18 protein-coding genes are annotated in these 20,137 nt (G+C 30.4%); 6 read left to right on the top strand and 12 right to left on the bottom strand.

Annotated features, from left to right (window positions below; translation table 11 throughout):
- Positions 1–33: 33 nt before the first annotated feature.
- Positions 34–378 carry a hypothetical protein gene (locus tag EDC42_RS05200; RefSeq protein WP_069573810.1) on the bottom strand — a complete coding sequence of 115 codons (345 nt, stop codon included), beginning with the start codon at positions 376–378 and terminating at the stop codon, positions 34–36.
- A gap of 192 nt (positions 379–570) precedes the next feature.
- Here EDC42_RS05200 and EDC42_RS05195 point away from each other — a divergent pair, with 192 nt between their 5' ends.
- Both EDC42_RS05195 and EDC42_RS05190 read left to right on the top strand, forming a co-directional pair.
- Entirely contained in the window at positions 571–1,254 is a 684-nt protein-coding gene (locus EDC42_RS05195; RefSeq protein WP_069573815.1) for a DNA polymerase domain-containing protein, read from the top strand.
- 38 nt (positions 1,255–1,292) lie between these two features.
- Positions 1,293–1,988, top strand: coding sequence for a TIGR02253 family HAD-type hydrolase (locus tag EDC42_RS05190; RefSeq protein ID WP_069573820.1), 696 nt, complete (start codon positions 1,293–1,295; stop codon positions 1,986–1,988).
- 23 nt (positions 1,989–2,011) lie between these two features.
- Here the strand turns inward: EDC42_RS05190 and EDC42_RS05185 are convergent, their stop codons facing one another.
- From EDC42_RS05185 to EDC42_RS05155, 7 genes are all read right to left on the bottom strand, one after another.
- On the bottom strand, positions 2,012–2,785 hold the full coding sequence (locus tag EDC42_RS05185; RefSeq protein WP_069573823.1) for an exodeoxyribonuclease III: 774 nt from the start codon (positions 2,783–2,785) through the stop codon (positions 2,012–2,014).
- A complete protein-coding gene (gene pheS, locus EDC42_RS05180) occupies positions 2,785–4,329 on the bottom strand; it encodes a phenylalanine--tRNA ligase subunit alpha (protein WP_069573828.1) in 1,545 nt (514 codons plus the stop codon). The genes EDC42_RS05185 and pheS overlap by 1 nt, the downstream gene beginning before the upstream one ends.
- Positions 4,330–4,454: 125 nt before the next feature.
- Positions 4,455–4,778 carry a hypothetical protein gene (locus EDC42_RS05175; protein WP_069573831.1) on the bottom strand — a complete coding sequence of 108 codons (324 nt, stop codon included), beginning with the start codon at positions 4,776–4,778 and terminating at the stop codon, positions 4,455–4,457.
- Positions 4,779–4,943: 165 nt separating this feature from the next.
- Positions 4,944–5,825, bottom strand: a complete 882-nt coding sequence (locus tag EDC42_RS05170) for a triphosphoribosyl-dephospho-CoA synthase (RefSeq protein WP_069573832.1) — start codon at positions 5,823–5,825, stop codon at positions 4,944–4,946.
- Positions 5,822–6,826: a porphobilinogen synthase gene (gene hemB, locus EDC42_RS05165; RefSeq protein ID WP_069573837.1), complete on the bottom strand. Its 1,005-nt coding sequence runs from the start codon at positions 6,824–6,826 to the stop codon at positions 5,822–5,824. Before hemB ends, EDC42_RS05170 begins: the two co-directional genes overlap by 4 nt.
- A gap of 396 nt (positions 6,827–7,222) precedes the next feature.
- Positions 7,223–7,717, bottom strand: a complete 495-nt coding sequence (locus EDC42_RS05160) for a hypothetical protein (RefSeq protein WP_069573842.1) — start codon at positions 7,715–7,717, stop codon at positions 7,223–7,225.
- Positions 7,718–7,803: 86 nt separating this feature from the next.
- Positions 7,804–10,431, bottom strand: a complete 2,628-nt coding sequence (locus tag EDC42_RS05155) for an FmdE family protein (RefSeq protein ID WP_069573849.1) — start codon at positions 10,429–10,431, stop codon at positions 7,804–7,806.
- Between the two features lie 530 nt (positions 10,432–10,961).
- Here EDC42_RS05155 and aroC point away from each other — a divergent pair.
- Positions 10,962–12,062 carry a chorismate synthase gene (gene aroC, locus EDC42_RS05150; protein WP_069573853.1) on the top strand — a complete coding sequence of 367 codons (1,101 nt, stop codon included), beginning with the start codon at positions 10,962–10,964 and terminating at the stop codon, positions 12,060–12,062.
- Here the strand turns inward: aroC and EDC42_RS05145 are convergent.
- On the bottom strand, positions 12,059–12,982 hold the full coding sequence (locus EDC42_RS05145; RefSeq protein ID WP_069573858.1) for an MBL fold metallo-hydrolase: 924 nt from the start codon (positions 12,980–12,982) through the stop codon (positions 12,059–12,061). The two genes, aroC and EDC42_RS05145, sit on opposite strands and share 4 nt — an antisense overlap.
- 10 nt (positions 12,983–12,992) lie before the next feature.
- Positions 12,993–13,913 carry an MJ0548 connectase family domain-containing protein gene (locus tag EDC42_RS05140; protein ID WP_069573863.1) on the bottom strand — a complete coding sequence of 307 codons (921 nt, stop codon included), beginning with the start codon at positions 13,911–13,913 and terminating at the stop codon, positions 12,993–12,995.
- 323 nt (positions 13,914–14,236) lie between these two features.
- Here EDC42_RS05140 and acs point away from each other — a divergent pair, with 323 nt between their 5' ends.
- From acs to EDC42_RS05125, 3 genes are all read left to right on the top strand, one after another.
- Positions 14,237–16,333: an acetate--CoA ligase alpha subunit gene (acs, locus tag EDC42_RS05135; protein WP_069573867.1), complete on the top strand. Its 2,097-nt coding sequence runs from the start codon at positions 14,237–14,239 to the stop codon at positions 16,331–16,333.
- 80 nt (positions 16,334–16,413) lie between these two features.
- Positions 16,414–16,788, top strand: a complete 375-nt coding sequence (locus tag EDC42_RS05130) for a hypothetical protein (protein WP_069573871.1) — start codon at positions 16,414–16,416, stop codon at positions 16,786–16,788.
- The gene (locus EDC42_RS05125; RefSeq protein ID WP_069573876.1) at positions 16,785–17,411 is read left to right on the top strand and encodes a DUF447 domain-containing protein; all 627 of its coding nucleotides are present in this window, start codon (positions 16,785–16,787) and stop codon (positions 17,409–17,411) included. The genes EDC42_RS05130 and EDC42_RS05125 overlap by 4 nt, the downstream gene beginning before the upstream one ends.
- Positions 17,412–17,441: 30 nt before the next feature.
- Here EDC42_RS05125 and EDC42_RS05120 read toward each other — a convergent pair whose 3' ends face one another.
- Together EDC42_RS05120 and EDC42_RS05115 are read right to left on the bottom strand one after the other, a co-directional pair.
- Positions 17,442–18,413, bottom strand: coding sequence for an ABC transporter substrate-binding protein (locus EDC42_RS05120; RefSeq protein WP_069573897.1), 972 nt, complete (start codon positions 18,411–18,413; stop codon positions 17,442–17,444).
- Positions 18,414–18,641: 228 nt separating this feature from the next.
- On the bottom strand, positions 18,642–20,048 hold the full coding sequence (locus EDC42_RS05115) for a glutamate--cysteine ligase (RefSeq protein WP_069573879.1): 1,407 nt from the start codon (positions 20,046–20,048) through the stop codon (positions 18,642–18,644).
- Positions 20,049–20,137: the final 89 nt, after the last annotated feature.

The following is a 20,137-nucleotide window of genomic DNA, read 5'->3' as shown; positions in this document are numbered from 1 at the left end:
TATTTAATATTTAAAATTTAATGGACAGTAACATTAATAGTTACTATCCATTTCAAAGTCAATGAATGGAATTTTAAATATGTTTTTACACCTATATGAACAGATATGTAAGTTTCCAATAAACATTGAAAAATACAAACATGTTGAATCACAACTAACTGTTATTTTAACATCTGAATTTTCTAAAGTTTGTTTTGAAACATTCAGTACACGAGATGCATCACTTACATATATTGAATTTGGACAGTTATCTTTGTTAATTCCAAGAAATATCCCATCCGAAATATCAAAGTCCGCATAAAAACCATTTTCACCATCAACTTTTCCAACAAATATATCATTTATCTCATCATAGCTTGAAATCAATCTTTTTTTCATCGTATCAAACCTCACAGATAGTATATTTGTTGAAACATATAAAACACATCTAAGAGCATTTGAAAACTAATATAAACTATTATTAATATCAATTATCGCATTTTAAGTAAGTAAAATTAATATAATTTTAAAAAATTGCATTAGAAAAGTATTATTAATAAGCTAAATCAAAATTTAAAATAGGTGTCAGAATTGGTCAGTGAGACAAAAGAACAATTAGAACTTGAAGCAGAAATCAAAGAGCAAGCTCAAATATTTCTAAAATATCTTAATTCAACTCTTCCAGAGAGTATGGAACTTGAATACGAAGGATTTTACAGAAGAGGATTTTTCGTAAGTAAAAAAAGATATGCTGTAATCGAAGATGGGGAGATTATAGCAAAAGGATTAGAATTAGTTAGAAGAGACTGGGCACCTATTGTTAAAAAAACACAAGAAGCAGTTTTAATGGCTATTTTAAAAGAAGGTGATGCTGATAAAGCAATCAATGAAGTTAAAAAAGTCTTAAAAAATATTAAAAAAGGCAATGTGGATAAAAAAGAAATGATAATTCACACACAAATCACTAAACCTCTTGACCAATACAAACAAGTTGGACCTCATGTAATAGCTGCAAGAAAAATTGAAGAACATGGGATTAAAGTCTCCCGTGGAACTATTATACAGTATATAATTGTTAAAGGAAAAGGTTCTATCAGTCAGCGTGCAGTACCTTACGAATACAGTGAGGGTTATACATATGATAAAAATTATTATATCAACAATCAGCTAATTCCAGCTATTGAGAGAATCATGTATTCATTCGGATATACAAAAAGAGACTTAGAAGACATGGCAAAAGGGGAAGTCCAGCAAAGTTTAGATGCATTCTTCTAAAAAAATTTAAATATTTTCAAAACTATAATAAGTCTTATATGATTAACAATGACAACGATCGTGTAGTTTTTTTTGATATAGATGGTACATTACTTGATACATCAAATTTTGCTGAAACCGCTAGAAAAGCAGCCATTGGATTAATGGTAGATAATGGCTTGCCTTTAGATAAAGATGAAGCATACGGTGTTTTAAAAACAATTATCCGTGAAAAAGGATCTAATTACAATAAACATTTTAACATATTAACACAAGTTGTCTTAGGCCATGAGGATCCAATGCTTGTAGCACTTGGAATGGTTACCTACCACAATGTTAAAATGGCACTTTTAAGACCTTTTGCAGAAACAATCGACACCTTAATTTATCTTAAAAGTAGAGGATACCGTCTAGCTGTTATTTCAAACGGCATTACCATTAAACAATGGGAAAAACTTGTTAGGCTTAATGTCTATTCATTTTTCGATGCAGTAATTACCTCTGAAGAAGTGGGTAAAGAAAAGCCCGACAACTTAATTTATGATGTTGCACTTAGAAAAATGAGAGGAAATCCTGAAAAATCTGTTATGATAGGTAATAAATTAAAAGAAGATGGATTAGGTGCAGTTAATGCAGGAATGAGTGCAATTCTTGTAAATTCTGATGTAACCGAAGAAGACAGAGAATTTATCAAGAAAAATAAATTAGACATTAAAATTATTGAAAATATTGGTGATGTGGATACAATATTATAATCATCAATCAATTTAACTCTTTTTTAGAAATCAAGCTCTAAAGTCACAGGACAATGGTCTGAACCAAAAACCTCATTTAAAATTTTAGCCGATTTTACATTGCCTTTTATTTCTTCATTTACATAAAAATAATCAAGTCTCCAACCAGCATTTCTCTCACGAGCACGAGTTCTATAACTCCACCAGGTAAAGTTATTTTCCCCTTCATCAAACATCCTGAATGTATCAACAAAACCTGCGTTTTCAAGTTCATCCAACCATGAACGTTCTTCAGGCAAATATCCTGATTTTCCTTCGCAATTTTTAGGGTTATAAACATCTATTGGATTGTGAGCAATGTTATAATCTCCAGTAACAACAACATTTTTACCTTTATTTTTCAGATCAACAATCTGTTTTAATAATGCATTACAGAACTCAACTTTAAAATCCAGTCTTTTAGCTCCCGTGCCGCTGTTTGGGAAATAAATATTATATAAAATAAAGTTAGGATACTCGATTCTTAAAACCCTTCCTTCACCGTCAAGTTCTTCAATACCTAAACCTTTAACAACATCAACAGGTTCAATCTTAGAATAAGTTCCAACACCACTGTACCCTTTCTTTTCGGCTTCATTAAATGATTTATGAAATCCTTCAACATCTGCTAATTTTTCTGGAATTTGTTCTTTTGTAGACCTTACTTCTTGAAAATTAATAATATCTGCATCAGTATTATCAAACCATTCCCAAAATTCTTCTTTTTTTGAGAGTGCCCTAATTCCATTAACATTCCAAGAAACTAGCTTTATAGACATTATAATTCGACTCCCCTATCAATAGGTAATTCACGAAGCCATTTAATATCACTCTTATAAAGCATACGAATGTCTTCCACATCATATCTAATCATTGCAAGCCTTTCAATACCTAAACCGAAAGCTAAAGCTGGTTGATTGATTCCTAAAGGTTTTAGCACTTCTGGCCTAAACATCCCCGCCCCTCCAAGTTCAATCCAACTTTCTTTTTCTTCCAAATAAATTTCGGTTTCAGTAGATAAATAAGTGTAAGGGAAATAAGCCGGTCTGAATCTTACTTCAAAACCTAATTTCTTATAAAATTCTTTTAAAGTTCCAAGAAGATTTTGGAAGCTAATTCCTTCATCACATACAAGTCCTTCAACTTGGTGAAACTCAGGTAAGTGTTTATAATCAAAAGTTTCCCTTCTAAACACTCTCCCCACAGAAAACATTTTGATTGGAGGCTCATGTTCAAATAAATGTTTTGTAGAAATTCCTGTTGTATGAGTTCTTAAAACACTTTGACGTGCAATATCTTCACTCCAATCATACTGCCAGCCAACAGAACCTGTGCCGGCACCAGTTTCATGAGTTTCAGCAGTGCGTTTTACCAAATCCATATCTGGCAAATCACAAGTTAAAGGGTTTTTTAAGTAAAATGTATCCTGCATTTCACGAGCCGCATGATCTTGTGGTTGGAAAAGAGAATCAAAGTTCCAAAAAGCTGATTCTACATATTGTCCATTATCTTCAGAAAATCCCATGTTTAAGAAGATTTCTCTGATTTCATCAATAATAACCCTTAAAGGATGTTTTTTACCAGCAAAAACAATAGGTGCTTCAGCATTAATATCATAAGGACGATACTGTAAGTTTTTCCATTCCCCATCTTTTAATTGTTGGTGTGTTAATTGGGTAGCTTGTTTTTGAATAGTGAATCCCTGTTTGAGTATTGCTTCACCTTTATCTAAAAGTTTAAAAGAATGTGAGGTATTTTTTTTAATGTTTAAGATATTTTTTCTTTCATTTAATTTATTAAATCCGTCAATTAAATCGCCGGACAAATTTTCTTTTATAATGTTTTTAGTCTCAGATAAAATATTCAGTAATTCTTCATCATCACCTAGTTTATCTTTAAATGCAATACCATCATCAGTTAATTTAACAACACCTTTATCAATTTGAGCCCAGTTTTTACGGCGTAACCAACCAATAGCAATATTAGATTCTTTTTTATCAAGGCCAGAAATATCAGTCAAATCTTTCATATGTATTTCTTTTTTTTCAATTAAAACATCAAGAATTTTACGTTCTGGAAGTTTATCCTGAACAAATTCCAAACCCACATCAGATAAAGAAATTACCTCTTCAACTTCTTTATCTACTTCAATAATATCTTTTGAAGCAAGAGATCCGGCTGCACTCATAACTGCTTTAATATCCATGCCAGTTTTTTCAGCTATTTTTTCGGGATTTGCATTTGCACTTGCTTCCAATTCTTTTAAAAGTTTTTTTTCGTAAATATGTAATTCATTAATGGTTTTTTTAATATCCTCACTCATTTAAACACCATAAAATATAAATTAATAATATAATAATATCTGTTTAAAATTATTTATAAAGATATGGTAAAATGTAAAAAACAGATCAATAAAAAAATAAATTAAAAAATTAAAAAAAAGTAAAACTAGAATATAATTCTATTTCCAGTCCAGTCGACATCATTAAATGCATCAATTTTTTCTTTATCTTTAATGTATTGAGTTGCATCCCTGTACAGTTTAACTCTGAAAATATCAGGATATGCAATATATAACATATCACCGTTTTCACAAGTTTCTTTTACATATGTAGTTTCAAATTTAATGATAGAATTATCAGATTTATTAAAATGATGCACTTCATTTGCACATAAAATTTTAAAATGCACAAAATCATCTTTTAACAATTCATTTACTAAATCCTCAATTAAAGGAGGATATGTTGCATGTTTATTATATTCAATTTCCATATTAAATCCCCATTTATATTATGTATTACTATTTTCACCAATAAGTTATTTATATTATTTTAAATTAGGTCTTTAAATAGTTATTGAAAAATGATTAAACTATATCTATTTAAATATTATATAATTGAACATTTAACCCCAAATTATATAAAGGGAATAAATTCCCTAAATCATAAAATTATCTTTCAAATAGCTTACAAAAATAGAGGCTGCAGTTAAATCGGCAGTTGTTCCCGGATTATATTTATTTTTAAATAAGAAATCATCGAATTCTTTAAGCTTATCTTTAAAATCAGATTCATTTTTAAGATTAAGCAAATCCCTAGTCATCATAGAAATCTTTAAAGCTTCATCAGAACCATATTTTCTTGAGATTAAAGTATCAGGAACTTGAGAGAGCAATGTTAAGAATGTTAAAATGCAAGTTTCATTTTTAGATTTCTTTTTAGACAATTCATGATAAGTAGGATAACCAATTTCAAAAACAGCGGGCATATCCGATGTCATTTCACGAGCTAACATGTCCCAGGGAGCTGAGATTTTTAAAACATCATACATTGTCTGTTTATTTTCTTTAAGTCCCTTTTTAGCATTATCACTAGCCACATCATATTCATCTTGGTCACCCATCCCCCCTGCATCTGCAATATTAATTGCATCATAAAGATCACATGCATCATCAACTGAAGTATTTTTCATTAATACTTTTATATTATCACGAATTTCATCAAATGAATTACTAATAGCTGCCGCAACTGCAATTGGAATAATCATCATGACAATACCAAGATTTGTGTTATTTTTAATCCATTTATCAGTTTCAGATACTGCTTGTAAGATGTATTTACCCAACTTAGGATTTTTAACATCAACATCATCACATGCTTCACGAATAGTGTCTCCAATTACAATTCCACTGATTACAAAGTCCTCAAACTCCATATCATCATAATCACGAATTCTGTGAACATTTCCAGGTTTTGGATATCCGCTTACTTCAAGTGCTGATGCAATCTGAGCAATTTTTGCGATTTCAGATGCATTCATTCTATCACATCATTTAAAAGCAAATAAGGTGCGAAGTTAGTGATTATCAAATCTGCACCAGCTCTTTTAATTGAGAGCAACGATTCGGTAATCGCTCTTTCTGTTAAAAATCCTTTCTCAATAGCTGCCATAATCATTGCATATTCTCCGCTTACATTATATGCAACTAAAGGTAACATGAACTCATCACGAACCATCCGAACTACATCCAAGTATGGGAGTGCCGGTTTTACCATTAAAAAGTCACAACCTTCAACTACATCAAGCTCACATTCACGAATTGCTTCAACTGCATTGCCCGGATCCATTTGATAAGATTTCCTATCTCCCAAATGTGGGGATGAGCAAGCTGCAACTCTAAATGGTTCATAAAAAGCTGATGCATATTTTGCAGAATAAGCCATTATCATTACATTATAATATCCATTTTCATCTAAAGTTTCACGAATAGATTTTATTCTCCCATCCATCATGTCAGATGGTGCAACAATATCTGCACCTGCCTCAGCATGAGACAATGCCACTTTTGCAATGTAAGGTAATGATTCATCGTTTAAAATTTCAATTCCATCATCAGTGTCCTCATTTTCTTTAATCAATCCACAATGACCATGAGATGTATATTGGCATAAACACACATCACTAATTATAACAAGATTTGTTTCGTTTTTAAGTCTTCTAATCGCTTTTTGAACAATACCTGTTGCTGAATAATCTGGAGAAGCAATTTCATCTTTAGTTTCTTCTTTCGGTATTCCAAATACAATAATTGATTTTAATCCTTTTGACTCAAGTTCTTTTGCAAATTCAACACCACTATCTAAAGAGTATCTGAATTCACCAGGAAGTGATGAAATTTCTTCTTTTTCCAATCCCTGAAGGTCTTCTTTAAAATAAATTGGATAAATTAAATCTTCTTTTAGAAGTTTAGTTTCACGAACAATATCTCTAATTTTAGCATTTTTTCTAAGTCTTCTCAATCTTGTAGTTGGAAATTCCATAATAATCACGTAAATATTTAAACTATTTTTAATAATAATTAAAATTTGATTTGGATAGTTAATTAAATTTATGGAAAAAATCCAATGCTGACAAGCTAAGATTTTTTTGATTTATTTGAAAGCTGTCTTGGATGTTCAATTTGCATTTTTTTGACAGTATTTCTTTATATCTCTTTTTTCGTTTTAGGATTTTTTCATTACCCAAACAATGACACAACATGAAAAAATACAGAAATGTGGGCAAAAATCAGTTGACAAAAACAGTGAATTAAAGTGTATTTTTAGGATATGCCTCCATATCACAAAAATTCCACCCAAATACAGCCATACAACAATTATCCGAAAAACTAAAAATATTCAGATATCTAAAAACTTTACATAAAATTGTGACTCTAATCATCGATTTTTAAATTTATCAAATAGAACAACTATACAAAACCCAACAATAGCCACTAAAATGAATAATAATATGTTTGACTGAGTCAGCAAGTTTGTATTTTCCGCTTCTTCAGTTATTGTATGATTAGTAATATTGCTTGTATTTTTAACTTGAGTATTATTTGGCATTTCCTCATTTTGAGAATTTATAGGTTCCACATCACCTTTTGAACTTTTAATGCTTTGTGATGAAGTGTGTTTATTTGATAAATCTGAATTGGAGGTATCCGAACTTGAAACCTTATTTGATTTCGAATTACTATGAGAAGAAGCAATTCTGCTATTTGATGAACTTTTTGATGATAATTCTTTACCGGAACTATCATGTGAATCACTTGAAGGGTGGTTACTATGGCCAACATCTTCAGATGTAATCTCATCTACATAGTGACCATGTCCCGGATGAGCATAAGATACCGATAAAACCGTTGAAATCACTATTACTATAATCAAAATCTGTTTTAATTGTTTATTAATAATACCATGTCTCCTTTAATAAAAAAAATTGTATTTTCACAAAATGTGAAAATACTATGCATTTATTTACCTCTATTTTTTCTAATGTAACCATATCCAACAATACCGCCTAAAACAAGAACTGCTAAAATTGCAAAAATGGCATTGTTTGAATTAATTTTTTTATTAGGACTTTTTTTACTTATTTCATAAGTTTTTCCATCACCAGAACTTTCATCTGAACTTTCAGAATTACTATTTGCATTTATAATATTTTTTGAAATTCCGACGGATAAACCTGCATTGGATTTTCCATAAGTTCCAGTTGTAGGACTATTAGAATCAATAGAATTTGAAGATGAACTGCTATTATTTATATGCTTTCCATCCGTTTTCTTTTTGTTTCCAGTTATTTTTGTTTTTTTATTGTCTTTTTTGTTGTTGTTTTCTCCATTATTAATTGGAAGTTTGTCTGGAAGATTCATAATATATGCAATAGAATTTCCTTCTTTAGTATCCGTTGCTCCTCCAATAATTTTGTTCAGCATTTCTTCATTAATTTCTTTTCTTGCTGTTATTGAAATTTGCGGTCTTGAAATTAAATTTGGAGAGGAATAATCTTTTTTATATAGTTTAATATATTCCTCATACATATTGGATCCTTTTTTGAATATTGCTCCTGAACCCCAATTATCAAGATTAATAATAATTAATTCTCCAGTTTTGGTTTTGCTATTCCATTTAATTGCAATACCTACATTTGTTGAGTTTGTTTTATTATTATCATATCTTAAATTATAATATGTCCCCATACCTGGTGATACACCTAAAACTCTTGAAATCACATCATCCTTACAATTCGCATTAGTTGTTAAGTAGATATATGATTCATTTTCATTAGTGGGGAAGTTTTCATATATATAATCAGCAATTAAATAACCTGGTGCACTTCCACCACATACGTGATTGTGGAATAACCATCCAATTAATACATCATATGGAGGGTCATATTTTATAGCATTTTGAAGAATGTAATTTGCATTTCTAGTGGTGTTGCCTATAACAATTAATTCATCTTTAGCAACATCATACTTCAAACTAAATGAAGAATCATTTGTAACATTATTTGGATCTACCCAATAAAAATCAAACACTAAATCTTTCCATATAGGCGTATGAACTGGGAATAATGTTTTTTTGTATAGTGCTGAACCTAATACTTCGTAAATACCATCAAATACCATTGAAGTAGGAGTACCATTAATTCTAACATATCCCGCAGAAGTTAAAACATATAAATTATTTAAATCTTTGCTAATGGTAATTCCTTGTGAACTAAAATATTCAATTGCATTGTTACAAGCATCAATACCTATCTGTTTTAATTTAGCATCGCTTAATTTTATTTCAGCAATATTAACATTAGCTTCACGATTTGCTTTAGTTAAGTTTAATCCAAGAATATAATTCATATCCAAACCATGAGCACTTTTAACCACATTACCCTTACCAATTTCCAATCCCATCAAATATTCAAGATTATCTTTAGTTAATCCTTTAAATTCATAAAGTATTGTGACAAGTGATGTTGGGTTTGTATGTAAGGTACTAATAAGCCAATTTTGGTATTTCAAGTCATTAGTTGCACTTGCATCAGGATTTAAACCAGAAACTTTTTTAAAGCTTTCTTTTATTGCAGTTTCATTATAACTCATTATAATAATAATTCCAGTATTTGAAGTTGTATTCCATCGGATAAATCCAGTCATGGCTTTATTTACCATGGTATCAATACCTATGTACGCCCTTTTTCCTGGAGTAATGTCTAATGACCATGTAAATGCATCATCCTCAGATCCGCCCGGAACTCCAAGTACATAATATGCTGTATGCTCTAAGGGCAATCCAAATTCATCTTTTGGTGGATAATAAGTTAATAATGTTTGAATCATAGCCTGACCACTTATAAGACCAGTGCAAACATGTCCATGATAAGTAGCTTGAGTTAACACATCATTAGGCATTCCGGCTGACCATGCATTAGCTATACTAATGTATGAATAGGCATCTTCATCACCTAATGCTTTTTGTAGTTTTTTCCATTCACCAGCACTTAATGTTGGACCTGCATTTCCATGGAAAATTGGAGTTAAAGATCCATTTTTATAAAATGCCATGGTTAATGAATTGTCTTTTTTAATAAAAAATGCAATATTAGTAGGATCGTTCCTTGTGGAAGATAATGTCAATATATTGCCTTTTCCATAACTTACATAATTATTTGAAGCATCGACTATCCCGCCTAATGCACTTTCAGTAGTTTTATTATCAATCCAAGCCATACCTGCAGTTGTAATTACCAATATGTCATCAGCAGATGAGAAATTAAGCAATTTATCTGCAACATGTGTAACATCATAACCTAATTTATATATCTTTGAATCAGATACAGAAGCATTATCTTTTAAAAATGTATTATCCACTTGAGAATTATCATTTAATTTAAGATTATATACCTCATTATTATCTTCCAAATCAGAAGATACACTTTGATAAGACTTTAAATTATCATCAGCAACATCAATATCAACACTATTCTCATATTGAGTATCTGAAATCAAATCAGCTGACGAATTTTCAGCAGATGCACTATTCATTATAGCCAATACTACAATTAACAATATTAAAATAAAAAGTCCATGCCGTTTCATTTGTTTGTTCCTCCAATAATAAATTATAAAAAATAGACAAGTTAATTAAACAAGTCATGTTTCTTTTTAATAGTAATAATAATATAAAACTATCTTATTACTTTTTTCATAATTTTTTTAAAAAATGTAATACAAAAAACAATATTGTGAAAAATTACAAAAATAATCATATTTTTCTAATGCTATGTTCAACAATTTTATAAAAGTAGTACTATATTAAATCAAACAAAAAGTATTGTTTTTATCTTAAACTGACTAAAATCAGCTATTTTTTAATAAAAATGAAAGTATTACTAATTAAAAATGTAATATATTACTTGCCGCATATTTATTAAATTTCATAAAGGGATGGGTGACACAATCATAAAATTAAAATTTTTACCGGAATCTTAATATTAATTAGATTAAGAAAACTATCCAAACTAAGTTAATCTGATAAAAATGAAAACAGTTACTATCTAAATTAGATGTGTAACTTAATATAGGATAATTTAAAAATAATATGAATAGCTATTAAAAAGAGGCCAAAAATGTCAAATTCAATCGGAGAAAAATTTAAAATAACCAGTTTCGGATCAAGTCATGGCTTTGGTGTTGGAGCAATTGTTGACGGATGTCCTGCAAATCTTAAATTAACAACAGAAGACATACAAAAAGAACTCAATAAACGGAAACCCGGAACAAGCAGTGTGACCACCCCTAGAAAAGAAAATGATGAAGTTCAAATTCTTTCTGGAATATTTGAAGGAAAAACAGATGGCACACCAATTACAGGCATTATCTTTAATAAAAATCAACATTCAAAAGATTATTCAATGTTTAAAAATACTCCACGACCATCACACGGTGATTACAGTTGGATGGTGAAATACGGAAACTATGATTACAATGGAGGAGGTAGAGGTAGTGGAAGAGTTACTATTGGACATGTTATTGGTGGAGCAATAGCTAAAAAACTCTTAAAAACACAAAAAATTGAAATTATATCCCATGTCGTCCAAATTGGAGATATTAAAGCAAAACCTCAAGATTACAGCACAATCAAAAAAAATATTGAAAAAAATCCAATTAGGTGTGGAGATTTAAAAGCTTCCAAAGAAATGGAAGAATTTATTTTATCTAAAAAACAAGAAGGTGATTCTGTTGGAGGGATTGTAGAAACAATAGCAATTGGAGTTCCACAGGGGTTAGGAGAACCTGTCTTTGAAAGATTAGATGGTGATCTTGCAAGAATATTGATGAACATTGGATCAGTGAAAGGAGTTGAAATCGGCCTTGGATTTGATGTAGCAACTCATACTGGATCTGAGATAAATGACGAATATCAAATTACAAATAATAAAATAACAACAAAGACAAACAATTCGGGTGGAATTATTGGGGGAATGAGTAATGGAATGCCAATCACCTCAAGAATTGCAGTTAAACCTACACCCTCCATTTCCAAATGCCAAAATTCAATTAATTTAGAAAAAATGGAAAATGAAAAAATAGAAATTAAAGGACGTCATGACCCATGTATCTGTCCTAGAGTAACAGTAGTGGCCGAATCAAGTACTGCGATTGTTCTTGCAGACCATATGATTCGCTCAGGATTCATCCATCCTACTAATTTGGATAAAAGTATTTAGTTTCTTTTTACTATGGACAACTCATCAAACTCTTTATTTCTAAAAGAAGTTTGATATGAGTTTCTCCTACCACTATTAAATAATGAATGACTAGTGCTATGCATTGAAGATTCAACATCTTTAAGTGAAATTAACCTAAATTTTCTTGGATTATTATAGTTTATATTAAATGATAACCCATCAAATGCAGCTATTGTTTTAACACCCGTTTTTTTGGAAATTTTTTTGGCCTCAACAACAGGATTATTGGATATCATTTTAAGACCCAAATGAGTCATTACAGCAACTTTCGGTTTTACTTCTTCGATTAAATCAATGAAATTACGTGAACACATATGTCCAGGTATTGATTTTTCTCCAGGCCTTAATACACTAGCTATTAAAATGTCTGCACCCTCGTGATCTTTTGCTAATCCATCAAAATAGCCGGTATCGGAAGTATAAGATATTTTAAATCCATTATAATCTATTTGAAATCCGGAACCTACAGGATCACCATGCTGAGTTTTAGTACCTTTTACTTTAATTGAATCAAATTCGTTAGTCTCACCCGGTTCCAATATGACAGTTCTTGATTTTGACTGATGGTATTTTGAAATACATGGACCCCATTTTTTATAACCATCTAAAACACTAACACTTCCAAGAATAGTCCCATTATTTTTAGTCATACCCTTGGTCATTGCTTCAATTAAAATTTCAGCATCATTATAATGATCAGTATGTGCATGGGAAACAAAAATTCCACTTAGATTGCGAGGATCAAACCCAAATTGATATGTTCTGACAAGTGCCCCCGGACCAGGATCTATATGATAATTCTTACCGCCAAGATTATCAATTCTAAAACCGCCAGTCATTCTTCGCTGAGAAATAGAGGAGAATCTTCCCCCACCACTTCCTAAAAATGTAATTTTCATTTGAATCGCCTTATAAAGAACATAAAATTATATCACATTTAAGAGAAGATTTATCTTTTTTTAGACATAACTCTTCATTTTCAATAACAACTTCATCCCCAATTTCCACATTACTGCTTTCACTAAACATTAACACATTCTGACCCGGTGCTGCTAATTGCTTCCAGTTACCATCCATTGCTTGTGTTTTATCATTTAATTGGATGAATAACATGTTTCCATCAACATTTACAACATGACCTACACTACCTTTATTGATAATTTTATTTGCCATTTCAATTTCAATAGACTGTTGGACAATCTGTTCTGTTAATTCTTGTCTGAATTTAGTCAATACTTTAATATCGTGATCAATTGTCAAGTTTAAATGTTTTTGTGCTTCTGTTTTATTGAAATCCGGTTGTTGCATTAAAACATCAATGTTTTTTCCAACAGTGGGAGTTTTAGAAGAAACTTCTTTTAAAATGTCTTCAAATACTTCTCCCATATACCTTAAACTTTTAGAACCTTTTAATTTTTTTGAAATTAAATTGTGAGCAAGTTGTTTTGCGAAATTATTACCAAAAATAACAATTCCGTTTTCACCTGCATTACGTGATTTTGTATCCGAACCCAATAATTCAATGATTTGATAACCATTAGTTGTACCATAAATCCTTCTTCTTTTAGTTTCCAGTGTTCCTTTTGTACTTACTTCACCACGAATACAATTTCCAACTGTTTTTAACTTATTTGCATCATCAGTAATTTTAATTGAAATTCCAAGTTCTGATGCCCTAGCTAAAAATTCTTCATCATTTCCAATAGATCCTTCATACAATTCTTCTTCTAATAAATCTAAATTCTTTTTATCACCAAAATATCCTATTCTTCTTTTATCAGCAGCCATTACACATCCTTTTTTACCTATGTAAGCAATAATTAAGCTCATAATATCTCCTAATTTTGATATTTATTAAAATAATTAACTATTTCAAAATATCAATTGTTTAATAATCATATATATTTATGATAATCTTATATTATAAAGTTTAATAAGTAAAAATGAAACAAAATCAAAGAGTTATTTAAAGATTTTTACACATTGTAAAAATTTGTTAAAGAATTGTTAAGACCATTATATACAAAAATAAATGAAAATTAAGCATATATTTAAATATTAATATGACAAAAACTATAATAAATTTAATATAATTTTTAATTATTTATCATTATAAATTATTATTAAATAAAAATCAATAAGGAGAAAAACTTATGGTAGATCTCAATAAAATGTTTAAACCTGAATCTGTGGCAGTTATTGGAGCTTCAAATACTCCAGGCAAAGTTGGATATATTATTGTTGATAATCTTATTAATGACGGCTTTAAAGGTGAAATATATCCAATCAACCCGAAAGGTGGAGAGATTTTAGGTAAAAAAGCATATGCGAATATAGAAGACGTTCCTGGAAAAGTAGACCTTGCAATAATTACTATCCCATCAGTATTTGTAAATGCAGTAGTTAAAGAATGTGGTGAAGCTGGTGTGGAACATATGGTAGTTATTACTGCTGGTTTTAAAGAAGTAGGCGATGAAGGTGCTAAATTAGAAGCAGAATTAACAGCAATTGGCAAAGAATATGGAATAAACATAATCGGACCAAACAGTTTAGGAATTACTGATTCCCACACTCCAATGAACGGATCATTTTCACAAATGATGCCACCAACTGGAAATATGGCATTCATCTCACAAAGTGGAGCTATGATGGTAGCTATCATTGACTGGAGTGTAACCTCCGGAATTGGATTCAGTAAAGTTATCAGTCTAGGTAACAAAGCTGGAGTAAATGAAATTGAACTATTACAATACTTAGCAGATGATGATGAAACTAAAGTTATCATTTGTTACTTAGAATCTATTTCTGAGAATGAAGACTTCGTTAGAACAATGAGAGAAACTGCACGTAAAAAACCAATTATCATACTTAAATCCGGTTCAAGTTCAGCAGGAGCAGCAGCTGCATCTTCCCACACAGGAGCACTTGCAGGCAGTGACCTTGCATTTGATACTGCATTCCGCCAATCCGGAATTATCCGTGTGGACACTATGGCGGAATTATTCGATTTAGGTTTAGCATTCTCAAAAGCACCACTCCCAAGAGGAGACCATGTAGCTATCATTACAAATGCTGGTGGAGGAGGAGTAGTTACTGTAGATGCAATGGAAAAAGCAGGACTAAAACTCGTTCAGTTTGATGAAGAAACAACTGAAAGATTAAAAAAATGTGTTACAGAAGAAGGTAGTGCTAAAAATCCTATTGATGTATTAGGAGATGCGCCAGTAAGCAGATACAAAGAATCCTTGGAGATTGTATTGAGTCAGGATGAAGTTGACAGTTTGATTGTTATGGTTTGTCCTACAGCATCTGCAGACCCAGATGGAATTGCAAATGCAATCTTAGAAGAAAGAAAAGAATTTGATAAACCAATTATTGTAGTGAACATGGGCGGTCCATCATTCGAAAAAGCAAACGATGCTTTAAGAGAAAATGGTGTTCCAACATATGTATTCCCTGAAACTGCAGTAACAGCACTCAAAGCAATGACAGATTATGCAAAACTCGAAGATAAATCATATGATGATGTTGTTGAAAACATAGATGATGTTGACAAAGATGCTGTAAAAGCCATTTTTGAAAAAGTTAAAGCAGATGGAAGAGACACTTTGCTTGGTAGTGAAGCATATGCAGTTGCTGAAGCATATGGAATTTCAGCAGCACCAATAAAACTATCTACAAATGCTGAAGAAGCGGCTTCCCTTGCAGAAGAAATGGAATTCCCAGTTGTACTTAAAATTGCATCCGATAAAATATTACATAAATCAGATATTGGTGGTGTAAAAGTAGGAATCAGCAGTGCTGAAGAAGCCAAATCAACTTATGATGAGATTATCGCAAATGCAAAAGCAGCACACCCAGACATTATCCCTGACGGCGTAGAAGTACAAAAAATGATGGATTCTGGTGAAGAAGTTATTGTTGGTATGATCCGTGATGAACAATTTGGACCGATGATTGCATTTGGTATGGGTGGAATCTATGTTAACCTTATTGAAGATGTTTCATTCAACCTCGCAAAAGGTATGAGTTCACAAGAAATTGATGAACAAATCAACACCACCAAAGTATCTCAATTGCTTGCAGGATACAGAGGAGAAGCAGCTTGTGATGTTGAAGAAGTTAAGGAAGCAATTAAAAGAGTAGCTAGATTAACTTTAGACTTCCCAGAAATATCCGAGTTAGATATTAACCCGATCTTCGTTTATGAAGAAGGTTCAAGTGCACTTGATATTAAAATTAAATTATAATTTCTCACATGAGAAATTACCTCTTTTTCTTTTTAAAACTTTAATAAATATTAAATTCATAATAACCATTAGGTGATTTTATGGATGGTGAAATTGATTTAGAATTATATACAATTTCAATTATTCGATTAAATTCCATTTTTCAAAAAATTGAAGATAAAAAAATAGTAACTGATATAATTTCTGATATAAATGATTGTTTTAATGATTTAAACCAGATATATGAAGATATATTGAACGAATTATCAAAAGAAGAAATTAATATTAATGAATATGACCCATTTTTTGAAAATGGAATGGTGATGTTTCCAGAATATACCAAAAGTATTGATGAAACTATAGGAAAAATAGATGATGAAAACCTTAAAGTTGCATTGAATAGTTTATCAGACCTTTTTGTGAAATTAATTAAAGTGGGTAATGAATACTTTGAAAAAAGAGGTGCATTCAAATGAAATTTGATTTATCCGAAATCGGAATTAAATCAGGCTTGCAATATGAATGCATTACCACAACTGTTAACAAAGAAGGTGTGAAAAATGCAGGTGCATTTGCATTTGAATATTTGGGTGATGATAAAGTAAAATGCCACATCTTTGAAGGATCAAAAACTTTAAAAAATATCCTAGATACTAATGAATATGTAGTTAACATAACACAAAATCCACTAGTTTTCACATATGCTACATTAGATTGTTTAGGCGATGAATATTATACTGATGATGAATCAATAGCCATCATTAAAAACACTCCAGCTTACATTATTGTTGATGTTGAAAATGTTGAAATTAAAACACCTGAAAATTTTCCAATTAAAGGAGATAGCAATATCTATTTTATATATGGAAAAATCAGAAAATTAGTTGTAAATGATGAAAGAGCAGCAGCATTCAATAGAGGAATGTCTGCATTAATTGAATCATTAGTTAACTTTTCAAGATACAAAATAGTAGATGAAGAAAAAAGAAAAGAATATATGGACAAACTAATTGAAAATCAGAGAGTTATAAATAAAGTTTCAGATGAAAAAACTAAAAAGGCAATTTCCGATTTAAAATCTGAATACGAAAAATACTAATTTTAAAAAAATAAAAGCATAGTTAATTAACTATGCTTCCCAGTATATTTTATCCTGAGGAATGGTATTATTTAAAAGACCAATACTTACTTCCAGTGCTTGGAATTCATCCACATCTGCTTTGAAATCATTATCAATACCAGAAATAAATGGGAAACTAGCTAAAGAATCAGCTTCCAAATTTGCATCAGATACAATATCTTCAGGTAAGAGTTTTACAATTTTATCTGCGTTGCCTGCTTTAACATTATCATTGATGAATTTAGTTGCATTTTCATGGATTTTTACAATAGTTTTTGCCTGATCTTCATGGTTTTTGATAAAATCATCAGAAGCTACAACAACACAACATGGATGGTTTGGCAATATTTCAGATGAATTTTCTAATATGTGAGCATTACTTTGATTTGCAGCAATGGACACATAAGGTTGGAAAGTAACAATACCATCAATTTGACCGGTTTTTAAAGCATCATTCATAGAAGGAACTTTCATTGCAGAAACATTTAAATCATCAACAGTTAAGTCGCTTTGATTTAAGTAGTAAACAAGTAAAGCATGTTGAATAGAAGCTTCACCAGGAGTTGCAATAGTTTTTCCTTTTAAATCAGCAGGAGATTTTATTCCAGAATCATCAGTTACAACAATACCTGAACCTTCAGTTTGAGCAGAAGAAATAACTTTTACAGGGACATTTTTTTCAATTGAAGACAAAACTGGAGTAATTCCAACATAACCAACATCAACTTCCCCACTAGCCATAGCAGTCATCAAATCCCCACCATTGTTGAATTGAACAAGTTCTGTTGTAATGTTATTATCTTTATACATACCTTTAGCATCAGCAACAAATAATGCTGCATCGTGATCAGAAGGTAAGTAACCTATCTTTACAGTGTCATCTCCCCCACCTAAAAAGTCGAAAAGACCAGCACTAGCTGAACCCATAGCTAAACATGCAGCAAGTGCAAACACTAAAACAAATGTAATTTTTTTATTCATTTTTTCACCATCAATCAATTTAAATTCATTATAATATTTAATATTAGGAACATTGTTATAAATATATTGCCTCAATAAATAACAATTGTTATAACAAATTCATTATTAATATAATGCTTATAACATATAAAGATTACGGCAATCCATTAAAAAACAATCAACTGTAAATTCAATTAAAAAGCAATTTCTAAACTATTTGTTTAATTCCTAATATCAATCTAATTCTGCTTAACTATTCTTATCAGATTTTTTCCTGTAAAGAGCTATATTCAAATATTTTTTAAGTCTGCCGTATTCCTCTTTATCAACATTTTTAATTAAATTCTTACTAGTTTGTTTATGAGTAATAGCGGAAAACATATGTGCATTAATGAAACCGTCTCTTTTAATTAGTTTCAATAACTTTTTACCCGGAGTTAGTTCTGGATTTAAAACACGATCATGCATTAATTTTAATGTATTATACTCATTAATATCAAAAACATCACACATACCATACATCTCATTAATTAAATCATATGCCCATTCTTTAAGAGTGACTTCATTGCCATCTTTTAATAGTCTCATAGATTCATCAAATGCTCTTTCAGCTACTCTTTCCTCATTAATATTAGCTTCCCTTTGCCAATCAGGATAATCAGACTCATTTTTAACAAACATATAAATTAAGAACAAATGTAAAAATTTCATATCATGTTTTACAAGCCCACATTTATAAAATGGATTAATATCCAAAGTTCTAATTTCAATATATTCAATTCCAGTTTCGTTAAGAGAATTTAAGACATCAGAAGGATTTTTAGGTTTTAATCTTATTTGTGTGTATAATTCTTTAGCTTCTGATAAATCACCATTATCAATAAAATTAGTTACATCACGAGTAAACTCAGAAATACTATTATAACTTGGATATAACTTTTTTAAATTCTTATATCCGGATGACGCATTTCTAAATGATGGTCCTTTTGTAGAGTAATAACCTCCAAATCCATCTTGCATATCCATTAAATTAATACATTCAGATGAAAATGACTCATGTGCACCAATAGAACAACCAGTTAAATAAATTATCAACCAACAATATCTAAGATAATTTCTAGTTATTTTTAAGTAAATTTCATCCCTAAATTGTCTAAATGACAAATCAGATTTTGTAATTTTACGTAATTTCTCAATGAATCCATCATCAAATGAAAAGTTAAAATGAACACCTGAAATCAATTGTTTTTTAACGCCATACTTTGATGCAAGGTTTTCCCGGTATTTTTGGGATTCTTCACCTTCCTGTGAATATTGTGCAATTGGAATTTGATTTGGAGATGGTAAAATACATGGAAGGGACTGGAACCATAAATACTCACCCTCTGGAAGAGATGAATTAACCACATCAGATAATGCCGAAAAAGTGTCAAAAGCCTCATCAACAGTATCAAAAGCAGGAGTTATTATTTCAACTTGACTTTCTGAAAAATCAGTTGTTACAACAGGATTTTTTAATTTATCCCCAAAAACAGAAGGGTGAGGAGTTAATGCTAATTCCCCATTAGATTTGACTCTTAAACTTTCCCATTCTATACCAAAGGAACCTGCAAGAATTTCTTCACTTGATATTTTACTTAAATTTATTAATTCCATTTTACATCCCTAAATTTAAACAAAACAATCTATTAATTGTTTTGTATTTGTCATATTTATTAAATTACATTAGTTATCCTAAAAAATCC

Origin of the sequence: Methanobrevibacter gottschalkii DSM 11977 (assembly GCF_003814835.1) — an archaeon.
GTDB lineage: Archaea > Methanobacteriota > Methanobacteria > Methanobacteriales > Methanobacteriaceae > Methanocatella > Methanocatella gottschalkii.
The sequence above is the reverse complement of the archived record's forward strand: the minus strand, read 5'-3'. Positions and strand labels throughout refer to the sequence as shown.

What these genes read in the sequence shown, in the direction of transcription:
- EDC42_RS05200 (WP_069573810.1), bottom strand. Translation starts at nt 378, where the DNA reads ATGAAAAAAAGATTGATTTCAAGCTATGATGAGATAAATGATATATTT.
- EDC42_RS05190 (WP_069573820.1), top strand. Translation starts at nt 1,293, where the DNA reads ATGATTAACAATGACAACGATCGTGTAGTTTTTTTTGATATAGATGGT.
- EDC42_RS05185 (WP_069573823.1), bottom strand. Translation starts at nt 2,785, where the DNA reads ATGTCTATAAAGCTAGTTTCTTGGAATGTTAATGGAATTAGGGCACTC.
- pheS (WP_069573828.1), bottom strand. Translation starts at nt 4,329, where the DNA reads ATGAGTGAGGATATTAAAAAAACCATTAATGAATTACATATTTACGAA.
- EDC42_RS05175 (WP_069573831.1), bottom strand. Translation starts at nt 4,778, where the DNA reads ATGGAAATTGAATATAATAAACATGCAACATATCCTCCTTTAATTGAG.
- EDC42_RS05170 (WP_069573832.1), bottom strand. Translation starts at nt 5,825, where the DNA reads ATGAATGCATCTGAAATCGCAAAAATTGCTCAGATTGCATCAGCACTT.
- hemB (WP_069573837.1), bottom strand. Translation starts at nt 6,826, where the DNA reads ATGGAATTTCCAACTACAAGATTGAGAAGACTTAGAAAAAATGCTAAA.
- EDC42_RS05155 (WP_069573849.1), bottom strand. Translation starts at nt 10,431, where the DNA reads ATGAAACGGCATGGACTTTTTATTTTAATATTGTTAATTGTAGTATTG.
- aroC (WP_069573853.1), top strand. Translation starts at nt 10,962, where the DNA reads ATGTCAAATTCAATCGGAGAAAAATTTAAAATAACCAGTTTCGGATCA.
- EDC42_RS05145 (WP_069573858.1), bottom strand. Translation starts at nt 12,982, where the DNA reads ATGAAAATTACATTTTTAGGAAGTGGTGGGGGAAGATTCTCCTCTATT.
- EDC42_RS05140 (WP_069573863.1), bottom strand. Translation starts at nt 13,913, where the DNA reads ATGAGCTTAATTATTGCTTACATAGGTAAAAAAGGATGTGTAATGGCT.
- acs (WP_069573867.1), top strand. Translation starts at nt 14,237, where the DNA reads ATGGTAGATCTCAATAAAATGTTTAAACCTGAATCTGTGGCAGTTATT.
- EDC42_RS05130 (WP_069573871.1), top strand. Translation starts at nt 16,414, where the DNA reads ATGGATGGTGAAATTGATTTAGAATTATATACAATTTCAATTATTCGA.
- EDC42_RS05125 (WP_069573876.1), top strand. Translation starts at nt 16,785, where the DNA reads ATGAAATTTGATTTATCCGAAATCGGAATTAAATCAGGCTTGCAATAT.
- EDC42_RS05120 (WP_069573897.1), bottom strand. Translation starts at nt 18,413, where the DNA reads ATGAATAAAAAAATTACATTTGTTTTAGTGTTTGCACTTGCTGCATGT.
- EDC42_RS05115 (WP_069573879.1), bottom strand. Translation starts at nt 20,048, where the DNA reads ATGGAATTAATAAATTTAAGTAAAATATCAAGTGAAGAAATTCTTGCA.